Here is an 11,682-nt window from a genome sequence, read left to right as displayed (position 1 = left end):
TGTGCTCTTCCGATCTATCCACCAGACGATCTATGGCCTGAATTGCCCCGCGAGTATGTAATGTTGACAGAACCAAGTGCCCAGTTTCAGCGGCTGTCAATGCTAACCGGATCGTTTCCTTATCACGCAATTCTCCTAGCAGGATTACATCAGGATCTTGCCGTAATGCCCCTTTTAATGCAGTTTGATAATCTGGCACGTCTTTCCCGATTTGCCTTTGCTGTATTAAACAGTTCCGGCTTCGGTGTACAAATTCTATCGGGTCTTCCAACGTGACAATGTGTTTTCTGACGTGATTATTGAGAGCATTAATCATCGCTGACAATGTCGTCGATTTACCGCTTCCGGTTGCTCCTGTCACTAATATCAAGCCATTTTCTGTCAGATTATTTTCTTCCTGTAAAATAAGGCGCTGGATAACTTCTGGAGCATATAGTTGTTCCAATGTCGGGCACTTATCAGGAATTAACCGTAGCACCAATGAAATATGATCTTGTTGATAGAACAGATTTCCTCTTAGCCGCCGTTTATCCTGCATTTCTACGACAAAATCGACATGCCCGATTATCTGTAACTGTTGCTGCTGTTCTTCAGGCAATACGGCTTTGCTCCATGCCATAATGAAATCACCATCAATTTCTGATAGTTGTGTTTGCGGATACAACATATCATTGATGCGCAAAATTGGCACTTGCCCGACACAAAGATGCAGATCGGAAGCATTATGCTTTACACTAAGGGCCACTAATTTTTCCATATTCATTTTTTAATCTCCTGAGTTTCTTATGCACAATATTGAACAAAATCTTCACGATGTCAGGAACCACATCATACTTGCAGCTCAAAAATGCGGACGTTCTCCAGAAGAAATTACGTTACTTGCAGTCAGTAAAACCAAACCTGTGGAAGCTATCGCAAAAGCTATAGTTACAGGTCAACGGGAATTTGGTGAGAATTACGTTCAGGAAGGCGTTGAAAAAATTCAACAGCTTGCTAACCACGACGATTTAGTGTGGCACTTTGTAGGCCCTTTGCAGTCTAATAAAAGCCGTCTGGTAGCCGAACATTTTGACTGGTGTCATACCATTGACCGTTTGAAAATCGCCCAACGCTTGAGTGAACAACGGCCTAAAAGGCTGGCTCCACTGAATGTTCTGATCCAAATTAATATCAGTGGGGAAAGCAGTAAATCAGGTATTCTTTTGGAAGAACTGGAGGAACTGGCAGCAATTATCAATTCTCTGCCTAATCTGGTATTACGTGGTTTGATGGCTATTCCTGCACCAGAAAGTGATTTTGAACGACAAACAGACGTTTTTCGCCAAATGGAACAAGCATTTATTAAATTAAAGGCACAATATTCACAAATAGATACACTTTCTATGGGAATGACTGATGATATGGAAGCAGCTATCGCTTGCGGATCAACTTTAGTACGCATTGGAACAGCAATTTTCGGTGCCCGCCAATATAGCTCTGCCAAATTAACTGAACAAAATTAACCAGATATTATTCGAGGTGATTCTTCATGGAAAATAAAAAAATCACTTTCATCGGTGCTGGAAATATGGCTCATGCCATCATCGCCGGATTGGTCAAAAAAGGTTATCCTGCCGAACTTATCACTGTCTGCTCACCAAGTACGACTCGCCGTGATGTCTTGGCTGGAAAATATGGCGTTAACAGCCAAAGTGACAATATTCGCTATGCTCAAGAGGCAGAGGTTGTTGTGCTAGCAGTTAAGCCTCAAATGATGGAAGAAGTTTGTGGTCCCTTGCGCTCACAGGTAAATTTCGACCAAAAACTCGTTCTTTCCATTGCTGCCGGCATTCCTGTTTCCCGCTTTTACTTATTTCTGCAAGATAATCTCAATATTATCCGTATCATGCCAAATACCCCGGCTCTGATTGGGCAAGGGATCAGCGGAATGTTCGCTCCTGAACAGGTCAACGAGTCTGATCGCCAATTTGCTGAATCATTGATGAATAGTGTCGGTAAAGTCTGTAGGGTTGAGAATGAGGATCATATCAACAATATTATTGCGGTCGCAGGAAGTGCCCCGGCTTATTTCTTCCTGTTTATGGAATCGATGCAGCAGGAAGCTGAACGTTTGGGCTTTGACAGCCAGACGGCCAGAGAACTTGTCCTGCAAACGGCCATTGGTTCAGCTAAACTTGCTGAATCACAGGCAGAACTTCCTTTTTCTCTTCTGCGCGAACAGGTAACATCTAAAGGGGGAACAACTGCTGAAGCATTACGTATTTTTTACGAAAGCAATCTGCCGGAAATTGTATCCCAAGCCATGCAAGGAGCAATCCGCCGGGCACAGGAAATGGAAAAATTATTTTAAATCAATCAAATGTAATTTAATCAGGGCTGCTACATGCAATTCTTAAACTTTCTCTTTTTTACGGTTCTGGACTTATATACCGCAGTTTTACTGCTTCGGGTCTGGATGCAGTGGGCGCGTTGCGATTTTTATAATCCATTCTCACAATTTATCGTCAAAATCACCCAACCGGTAGTGCGTCCATTGCGTAGAGTTATCCCCGCTATTGGCCCTATTGATTCAGCCTCAGTTGTTTTAGCTTACTTGCTTGTTCTTATCAAAATGTTACTCCCTTTCTGGTTAGCAGCAGGACAATTCTTACTACCTTCTGCCATGATATTCCTGCTTGGGTTAATCGAACTGCTTACTGCCGCTGGAAAATTGGTATTTTGGCTTGTCATCGTCCGCGCATTATTGAGTTGGATCAGCCAGGGACGTAATCCTGTTGATTATGTTCTATTCCAACTGACAGAACCGCTGATGGCACCGATCCGTCGAATTATCCCTGCAATGGGGGGGATCGATTTCTCAGCCATGATTGTTATATTGATCCTGTATGCACTAAACGCTCTCCGTTATGATGTTTTGGCGTGGTTAGTTCCGGCCTTAATTGGTCAATAAATAATAAGTTAATTGGATAATAACAATGCAGAAAGTTGTTCTCGCTACGGGAAATGCAGGCAAAGTACGTGAACTGGCTGGTTTGCTGGCTGACTTTGGTTTAGATATCGTAGCCCAAACTGAATTGGGCGTGGACTCGGCAGATGAAACAGGTCTGACATTTGTTGAAAATGCCATCATCAAAGCTCGCCATGCTGCTGCTGTCACAGGTTTACCCGCCATTGCTGACGATTCAGGGTTATCAGTCAATGTGTTAGGTGGTGCTCCGGGCATCTACTCAGCCCGTTATGCGGGAACTGATGCCTCCGACCAAGATAATATGGAAAAATTGCTGGAAGCTATGCGCGATGTCCCTGATGCACAACGCCAGGCACAATTTAATTGCGTTCTGGTCTATTTACGTCATGCAGAAGATCCAACTCCTCTGGTTTTCCATGGTCGCTGGTCTGGTGTTATCAGCCGGGAGCCTGCCGGAAGCAGCGGTTTTGGTTATGATCCCATTTTTTATATACCAGAATTTGGCTGTACAGCAGCAGAGCTGAGTCGTAAGCAAAAAAGTGCTGTTTCACATCGTGGACAAGCCTTAAAAATGCTGTTGGAAGCTATGCGTAATGCTTAAATTACCACCACTTAGTCTCTATATTCATATTCCCTGGTGTGTACAGAAGTGCCCTTATTGTGATTTCAATTCACATGCGTTAAAGGGGGATGTACCACATCAGGAATATGTCGAACATCTGCTGGCTGATTTACGTAATGACCTCCCCATGGTTGATGGTCGTGAGGTATCGACGATCTTTATCGGCGGTGGTACACCTAGCTTACTAAGCGCTGAAGGAATGCAACGATTACTTGATGGAGTAAGGGATTCACTGCCACTTTCCCCACAAGCAGAAATTACCATGGAAGCTAATCCGGGAACCATTGAAGCTGATCGTTTTAGTGCCTATCAACAAGCGGGTATTAACCGGATTTCAATAGGAGTACAAAGTTTCGGCTCTGACAAACTCATCCGCTTAGGGCGCATCCATGGCCCGGAAGAAGCTAAACGAGCGGCACGATTGGCGGATGGGCTTGGATTACGTAGTTTTAATCTTGACTTGATGCACGGTTTGCCTAACCAGACACTGAATGAAGCACTGAGCGATTTGCGCCAGGCCATTGAACTTTCTCCGCCCCATCTGTCCTGGTATCAGTTGACGATTGAACCCAATACCAGTTTCGGTTCTCGCCCACCAATTCTGCCAGATGATGATGCACTATGGGATATCTTCTCTCAAGGTCACCAATTATTAACATCGGCAGGCTATCAGCAGTATGAAACATCAGCATATGCCAAACCGGGTTATCAATGTCAGCATAACCTCAATTACTGGCGTTTTGGCGATTACCTGGGAATTGGCTGTGGTGCACATGGAAAGATTTCGTTTACAGATGGGCACATCCTGCGCACGGTGAAAACCAAACATCCGCGCGGCTATATGCAGGGACGTTATTTGGATCAACAAAATCAGGTGGATAATGAAGATCGTCCATTTGAATTTTTCATGAATCGTTTTCGTCTGCTGGAAGCAATGCCACGGCAACATTTCAGCCAATTTACTGGACTACCAGAAAACGCTATCCGTCCACAAATCGATAAGGCGCTGGCGAAAGGCTATATCACTGAAAACGATACGCACTGGCAAATTACTAAGCACGGCAAACTATTCCTGAATTCACTGTTGGAATTGTTTCTGTAGAAAGCCGTTCTTGTAGAAAACCATTCTGGTAAAACCCGTCTTATAAAAATAAGGCTGCACCTAAAAACCAAAGGAGCAGCCTTATTTGATCATGTAAGAAAATAGATTAATGTGTATGGTTACAATGCATCAGCAACAGCATTCACCTGACGTGTCAAACTATCTAACCCACCACCAGACAGATACCATAAATCAGATTGCAGATAGACTATTTTGCCATTTTTATAGGCGTTAGTTGATTTCACCTGTTCAGTTTCAAACTGGGCTTTTGTCAATTCCCCCGCCCCAATTGCTTTACTGCGATCGATAATAAAAATCACATCAGGATTTGTCTGCGCAATCATTTCTGGTGTAACAATGCGGCTCTTATCGTTATCTGATTTAGGTGGCAATTCTGCACGTTGTGTTTTTACCACATTGTAAACAATTGCTTGATTATTCGGATATAATTCACCAGCATTGTGCAGTAAAACCAATACCTTACTATTTGACGATTTTGCTTTTTCCTGCGCTACCGCAATGGTTTTCTCCAAATCAGCCAAATGAGTTTTCACTGCATCCTGTTTATTAAGTAATTCACCCAATAACTTAATGTTACTTTCCACAGATGGCAGGTAGTTTTTACTGTCCGTACTTAAATCTATAGTTGGTGCAATTTGCGATAAACGATCATAAAAAGATCTCTGACGCCCGGTGATCACAATCAAGTCCGGTTTGATTTCAGCCAATTTTTTCAAATCTGGTGATTTCATTCCTCCGGCATCATGCATATTTTCAGATACGCTACTGCGCACATATTCGGGCAAACTTTCCTCAGGCAATGCAACAACACGTTCGGCTAACCCTAACTTTGCCATGGAATCGTAAGTACCAAAATCAAATAAAACCACTCTTTCTGGGTTTTTCTTAACTTTAGTTTCACCGGAAAAATGTTTTATTGTGACATACTCACCAGACTGAGCCATTACTGAATTTGGCGTAAATGTTACGGATTGCTGGCTAAATGCGGAATGGCTAGTGACAGAAAACAATGAAGCTAAAACAATCGGCAGGATCTTTTTCATTGTGGCACCTGAATTAATCATGTGAATAAGGAAATGATTTGCATTCTAGAGACCAAACATAGGATGTCAATCAAATAAGAATCAATTTCATATTGATTCTTATTTGATATAAACCATATTGTGATTTAGTTGATAGAATTCAATAGGTTGATACGTAACTGTTCCAGCTTATCCGCTTTATTACACACCTCTTCTCTAAAGCGTTTCAGCTCTTTTTCCTGTTTTTTCCATTCTGCATCAAAGCTATTTTGTGCGCTCCCCAATCCACCAAGGAGAGACATTAGCATCTGTTTGCCGTCACCATTCTGATTACTCGTATTACGGCTCATTTCATTAATGCTGTCCTGCAAAATACCACCCAAACTCTGTTGGATAAGGTTCTGCCCTTCTGTTTCTGCCTGTTTGATTACCTGATAATTGAAGGCAATGCCATTAGGGCGGGTTTCCAGTACCTTATCAATTTGCTTATTCAGACCAGATTCCAATTGGGTCAAGCGGACACGAATATTGCTATCCTTTCCCATTGTTTCAGCAACAACTTTATCCAGAGCCTGACGCGCGTCTGCTAAATGACTTAAAGCCTCTTTCTTCACCCAGGGCAAATCCTGACGGATAAGTTGCTGATATTGTTTCGCTTTGCTGCGTTGATCAACATTCAGTGATAATGTTTTACCATTGCGAAGCACAGAGCCATCAGGCAGAATTTTCAGGTTGTCGTTTTCGCCAATCATCTGGACAGATTCTGGTGTAACAATAATGTCATCTTTAAGTGTCGTCCGGCATTCTGAACCCGCTTGCCCCTGAGCAACAAATAACAGCGATGCAGCAATCACAATTTTTCGTAACATACATTCTCCTGGTATCCTCGGCTTTGCGATCCCTTACTCATTATCATGGGGCTCCCGCAATTATCTGCTAAGGTTTCAAATTAAAAAATAGAGCGCCCGATACGTTCGGCTAATTTTTCCAGTGCTGCGCAACCTGCCAGAGAGTTGCCCGAACGATCCAGTTCAGGAGCCCACACTGTAACAGTGAATTCTCCCGGAACCACACAGACAATTCCTCCGCCAACACCTGATTTTCCGGGCATACCGATCCTGAACGCAAATTCACCTGAACCATCATACATACCGCACGTCAACATAAGGGCATTAATCTGTCTGGTTTGCCGGAGACTTAAAATTTGCTGACCAGAATCTATCATTCGCCCTTGGTTAGCCAAGTAAATAAAACACTGAGATAACTCAACACAATTCATTTTCAGGGCGCAATACTGAAAATAAGTTTTCAGAACAGTGAGCACATCATTTTCAAAATTACCGAATGACTTCATTAAGTAAGCAATTGCGGCATTACGGCTGGAATGCTCCATCTCTGAGCGGGCAACAATATCATCATAGCCAATAGCTTTTTGCCCTGTGAGGCTGCGTACAAACTCCAGCATTCTATGCTTAGGTGCACTCAAACGTGATTGCAGCATGTCACAGATAACTAATGCTCCTGCATTAATAAAGGGATTACGGGGAATACCTTTTTCCAATTCCAACTGCACTAATGAGTTAAATGGTTGCCCCGAAGGCTCTGTACCCACCCGTTGCCAGATGTCTTCTTCCTTATAGCGTGTCATTGCCAATGTCAGGCTTAACACCTTGGAAATAGATTGGATGGAGAAACGTTTTTCTGCATCTCCTGCTTTAAAAATCTGTCCATCAACCGTACAGATAGCCATCCCAAAATTATTTACTGGAACTTCTGCCAGAGCGGGAATGTAATCTGCTACTTTTCCTTGACCAATCAAAGGGCGTACTTCATCTAAGATATCTGCCAATAACGAATTAGAGAACCTTACCTTCACCACTTTTTCTCCAGACAAAAAAGGGCTCACAAAGAGCCCCTGCATACAGCGTCATTGTTGTTTAAAACGCAACTTTTAATACAACAGCGAATCAATCCCACCACACATCAAATAATTCTGATGTAACAATCTCTTCCATACCACGAGCTTTTAACCAATTAGTAACCAACTGACGATGCTCTTCGGTACATTTGCCGATTTTCTGCAAGCAGATCATACCTTCCCACTGCAAATAACCGCTGGCATCCAGAGCAAGGCCATTCGGCTCGATTAACTCTTCAATCAAAGCATCAACTGTGCTATCTACAACCTCAACTGAGGTATTGGCCGGGAAATTCCACTTTACTGAAAAACCTAATTCCTGAAACTCATCAATACGCAGTTTTTTACGCAGACGACGACTACGATTTTTAGCCATTATTTTACCCTCTCGAACATTAGATCCCATACACCGTGCCCTAAACGATGACCACGCATCTCGAATTTCGTCACAGGGCGTGAATCAGGGCGTGGTACATAATCACCACTTTCCGATATATTGCGATACCCTTCGGCTTCGCTCATAACTTCTAACATATGTTCAGCATATGGCTGCCAGTCCGTCGCCATATGGAATACACCGCCAATTTTCAGTTTACTTCTGATCAGTTGAGCAAAATCAGGCTGCACAATTCGACGTTTGTTATGGCGGGCTTTATGCCATGGATCAGGGAAGAACAACTGAACCATTTCCAGACTCTGTTCCGGGATCATATTTTCCAGCACTTCAACAGCATCGTGACACATCACACGCAGATTGCTGAGATTTTCATCTTGTGCAGAAGCCAAACACGCCCCGACTCCCGGAGCATGAACCTCTATCCCGAAAAAATTTTTCTCTGGGTTCTGACTTGCCATCGTGACCAGAGAAGCCCCCATACCAAAACCAATTTCCAACACAACAGGGGCAGCACGACCAAACAGTACTGCCATATCGTACAATTCTGGCTGATAATCCACTCCCATCTTCGACCACACATTATCAAGTGCTTGCTGCTGACGAGTGGTTAACCGTCCCTGCCGACGTACAAAACTGCGGACACGGCGCAAAGCCCTGCCATTTTCATCATATTCCGGTGAAATTACGTTATTTATCATGGTACTGTCTATTGGTACTTTCTATCAGTTTTAAAGGCATTTGCTCAGGCGTCCGAGGTGTTATGTACCGCAGGATTGCCCAAAGAGAGCGCAATTATGCAAAGATGGCTGAGTTTATCAAGTTCGATGCCTGTAAGCACAACTTTAATGTTAAATTGTGTGGCGCTTCGAAACAAAGTTCGGGTTTACTCTGAGGTTACACTATGTTGCAATCCTGTTCACGAAACTATTATCAGATATAAAGACAATTATTCTAATGATGGAAGCAAAGCAATTTTCACAAGCAGTACTTGAATGGTATCACCATTATGGTCGCAAAACCCTGCCGTGGCAGTTAGAAAAAACATCCTATCACGTCTGGCTTTCAGAAGTGATGCTGCAACAAACACAGGTCGCGACAGTGATACCTTATTTCCAGAAATTTATTTCACGTTTTCCTGATGTGGCATCATTGGCAGCAGCGCCATTGGATGAAGTTTTGCATTTATGGACTGGCCTGGGATACTACGCACGAGCCCGTAATTTGCACAAAGCGGCTCAACAAATTGTTGAACGGCATCATGGAAAATTCCCAACTACTTTTGATGACGTCGTTGCTCTACCCGGTGTTGGCCGCTCTACCGCAGGTGCCATCCTTTCACTTTCTCAAGGAAAACACTTTCCTATCCTTGATGGCAATGTTAAGCGCGTTCTGGCTCGCTGCTATGCCGTTGATGGTTGGCCGGGAAAAAAAGAGGTAGAAAATCAATTATGGGATATCAGTACCCGCGTTACTCCCAAACAGGATGTTGAATATTTTAATCAGGCGATGATGGATTTGGGAGCGATGGTATGCACCCGCAGTAAACCCAAATGTGAAATTTGCCCTCTCAATACAGGTTGCATAGCTTATGCCAACCACAGTTGGGCAAACTATCCGGGAAAAAAACCGAAACAGAGTATCCCTGAAAAAACAGCTTACTTTTTATTGATGCAGAATGGCGATACAGTTTGGTTAGAACAACGCCCACTATCTGGCATCTGGGGCGGACTATTTGCATTCCCGCAATTTACTGATGCAACTTCACTGGAACTGTGGCTGAAGGAATCGGGTATTTCTCATAACAAACCTGAACAGCTAACAGCATTTCGCCACACATTCAGTCACTTTCATCTGGATATCGTCCCTATTAAAATCGATATCTTATCTTTTGATTCCTGCATGGATGAAAGTAAAGGACTTTGGTATAACTTACGCCAGCCAGCAGCAATTGGATTGGCTGCGCCCGTTGAGTACCTTTTGCAGCAGTTGGGCTAAAATTTGTCTCACTATTTTTTGCTCCATTCCATTATTTTGAGGATTTAGAGGATCTAGCATGAGCAGAACGATTTTTTGTACTTTTTTGCAACGAGAAGCCGAAGGCCAAGATTTTCAGTTCTACCCTGGGGAACTGGGTAAACGTATTTTTAATGAAATTTCTAAAGAGGCGTGGCAACAATGGATGAGCAAACAAACCATGCTGATTAATGAAAAGAAATTAAATACTATGAAGCCAGAAGATCGAAAATTACTTGAACAAGAAATGGTGAAATTCCTGTTTGAAGGGAAAGATATTCAAATTGACGGTTACACTCCGCCAGAAAAATAATCTTTAGCATCTATATTTATTGGGTGAATTCAGGATTTAAAAATCACCCAATAAATGAGAATTTACCTTAATAACCTCTAACAACATATCAATACCCAACGGCATCGCAAAATGAAAAGACTGCTGGCACTATTTCTGCTCACCCCATTTCTAATTTCCTGCTCTAGTAAACAAGATTTTGAATACAAAGAAGAATATATAAAAGACACGAATGGCTTTGATATCTTAATGGGGCAATTCGCTCATGACATTGAAAATATCTGGGGATTACAAGAAGTTTTAATCGCAGGTCCTAAAGATTACGTAAAATATACAGATAAATATAAAACCCGCAGCCATATCAATTTTGAAGCGGGGACGATCACCATTGAAACAATATCTCCTATTGATCCTACTGAACATTTACGTAAGGCGATTGTAACAACATTGTTAATGGGTGATGATCCGGGTTCTGTCGATCTTTATTCTGATTCTAATGATATCGAAATTAGCAAAGAACCATTTCTGTATGGACAAGTTTTAGATAACACGGGTGAACCAATTCGCTGGGAATGGAGAGCAAACCATTTTGCCAATTACCTGCTCCAGAATAAATTGCAAAAACGCCAATCAGGTCTACATATAATTTGGTCTGTCACCATACAGTTAGTTCCTAACCATCTGGACAAACGAGCTCATAAATATCTGCCAATGATTCGCAAAGCGTCTATTAAATACGGTGTTGATGAATCACTAATCCTAGCCATTATGCAAACAGAATCCAGTTTTAACCCTTACGCTGTCAGCCACGCTGATGCTCTGGGATTAATGCAAGTCATCCAACATACTGCCGGAAAGGATGTATTCAAGCTACAGGGTAAATCTGGTCAACCAAGTCGCAATTATCTTTTTGACCCGGCAAATAACATTGATACGGGCACTGCCTATCTGGCGATATTGCAGAGTACCTATTTAGGTGAAATCCAAAATGCAACTTCTCGCCGCTATGCGGTTATCACAGCATACAACGGTGGTGCAGGCAGTGTATTAAGAGTATTCTCCAGTGATAAGAAGAAAGCTGCTCAGATAATTAACTCAATGGCTCCAGGCGATGTTTATGAGACACTGACAAATAAACACCCATCAGCTGAATCACGCCGTTATTTGATGAAAGTAAATAATGCACAGAAAAGCTATCGTCGATAATTAATCGCCACAAATAAAAGAGTGGAAAAGAGCTTATCTTTCCACTCTTTGTTTATATTTATAACTAATTGAGCAAATTGAAAGCACTTAAGTAAATTTATGCAGAAAGTCGTTGACGGAT

Annotated in this window: 14 protein-coding genes; 8 read left to right on the top strand and 6 right to left on the bottom strand. The window is 42.5% G+C overall.

The features are described from left to right. Positions 1–763, bottom strand: a 763-nt coding sequence (locus AAC147_RS03065) for a type IV pilus twitching motility protein PilT (protein ID WP_047685553.1), incomplete at its 3' end; no start/stop codon positions are given. A 22-nt stretch (positions 764–785) separates the two neighbouring features. Here AAC147_RS03065 and AAC147_RS03060 point away from each other — a divergent pair. The 5 genes from AAC147_RS03060 to hemW are packed head-to-tail and all read left to right on the top strand — an operon-like array spanning position 786 to position 4,692. Next, the gene (locus AAC147_RS03060) at positions 786–1,502 is read left to right on the top strand and encodes a YggS family pyridoxal phosphate-dependent enzyme (RefSeq protein WP_047685551.1); all 717 of its coding nucleotides are present in this window, start codon (positions 786–788) and stop codon (positions 1,500–1,502) included. Positions 1,503–1,528: 26 nt separating this feature from the next. Beyond that, positions 1,529–2,350 carry a pyrroline-5-carboxylate reductase gene (gene proC, locus AAC147_RS03055; RefSeq protein ID WP_047685549.1) on the top strand — a complete coding sequence of 274 codons (822 nt, stop codon included), beginning with the start codon at positions 1,529–1,531 and terminating at the stop codon, positions 2,348–2,350. A gap of 33 nt (positions 2,351–2,383) precedes the next feature. After that, a complete protein-coding gene (locus tag AAC147_RS03050; protein ID WP_047685547.1) occupies positions 2,384–2,950 on the top strand; it encodes a YggT family protein in 567 nt (188 codons plus the stop codon). 25 nt (positions 2,951–2,975) lie between these two features. After that, the gene (gene rdgB / locus AAC147_RS03045; protein ID WP_047685545.1) at positions 2,976–3,569 is read left to right on the top strand and encodes an RdgB/HAM1 family non-canonical purine NTP pyrophosphatase; all 594 of its coding nucleotides are present in this window, start codon (positions 2,976–2,978) and stop codon (positions 3,567–3,569) included. After that, a complete protein-coding gene (gene hemW / locus AAC147_RS03040) occupies positions 3,562–4,692 on the top strand; it encodes a radical SAM family heme chaperone HemW (RefSeq protein WP_047685543.1) in 1,131 nt (376 codons plus the stop codon). The genes rdgB and hemW overlap by 8 nt, the downstream gene beginning before the upstream one ends. 119 nt (positions 4,693–4,811) lie before the next feature. Here the strand turns inward: hemW and AAC147_RS03035 are convergent, their stop codons facing one another. The 5 genes from AAC147_RS03035 to trmB form a co-directional block, all read right to left on the bottom strand. Continuing rightward, on the bottom strand, positions 4,812–5,756 hold the full coding sequence (locus AAC147_RS03035) for a siderophore ABC transporter substrate-binding protein (RefSeq protein WP_047685541.1): 945 nt from the start codon (positions 5,754–5,756) through the stop codon (positions 4,812–4,814). Positions 5,757–5,881: 125 nt separating this feature from the next. Then, entirely contained in the window at positions 5,882–6,604 is a 723-nt protein-coding gene (locus AAC147_RS03030) for a DUF2884 family protein (RefSeq protein WP_047685539.1), read from the bottom strand. 80 nt (positions 6,605–6,684) lie between these two features. Beyond that, the gene (gene glsB, locus AAC147_RS03025; RefSeq protein WP_047685537.1) at positions 6,685–7,656 is read right to left on the bottom strand and encodes a glutaminase B; all 972 of its coding nucleotides are present in this window, start codon (positions 7,654–7,656) and stop codon (positions 6,685–6,687) included. A gap of 46 nt (positions 7,657–7,702) precedes the next feature. Next, positions 7,703–8,029: a YggL family protein gene (locus AAC147_RS03020; RefSeq protein WP_047685535.1), complete on the bottom strand. Its 327-nt coding sequence runs from the start codon at positions 8,027–8,029 to the stop codon at positions 7,703–7,705. Further along, a complete protein-coding gene (trmB, locus tag AAC147_RS03015) occupies positions 8,029–8,748 on the bottom strand; it encodes a tRNA (guanosine(46)-N7)-methyltransferase TrmB (RefSeq protein WP_047685533.1) in 720 nt (239 codons plus the stop codon). Before trmB ends, AAC147_RS03020 begins: the two co-directional genes overlap by 1 nt. Before the next feature lie 259 nt (positions 8,749–9,007). Here trmB and mutY point away from each other — a divergent pair, with 259 nt between their 5' ends. From mutY to mltC, 3 genes are all read left to right on the top strand, one after another. Beyond that, positions 9,008–10,045, top strand: a complete 1,038-nt coding sequence (gene mutY, locus AAC147_RS03010; RefSeq protein WP_197056422.1) for an A/G-specific adenine glycosylase — start codon at positions 9,008–9,010, stop codon at positions 10,043–10,045. A gap of 58 nt (positions 10,046–10,103) precedes the next feature. Further along, complete coding sequence (locus AAC147_RS03005; RefSeq protein WP_047685529.1) at positions 10,104–10,376, top strand: oxidative damage protection protein; 273 nt, start codon at positions 10,104–10,106, stop codon at positions 10,374–10,376. Between the two features lie 111 nt (positions 10,377–10,487). Further along, the gene (gene mltC, locus AAC147_RS03000; RefSeq protein WP_047685527.1) at positions 10,488–11,561 is read left to right on the top strand and encodes a membrane-bound lytic murein transglycosylase MltC; all 1,074 of its coding nucleotides are present in this window, start codon (positions 10,488–10,490) and stop codon (positions 11,559–11,561) included. Positions 11,562–11,682: the final 121 nt, after the last annotated feature.

The organism is Xenorhabdus sp. NBAII XenSa04, assembly GCF_963866145.1.
In the GTDB taxonomy this organism is placed as follows: domain Bacteria; phylum Pseudomonadota; class Gammaproteobacteria; order Enterobacterales; family Enterobacteriaceae; genus Xenorhabdus; species Xenorhabdus indica.
The sequence above is the reverse complement of the archived record's forward strand: the minus strand, read 5'-3'. Positions and strand labels throughout refer to the sequence as shown.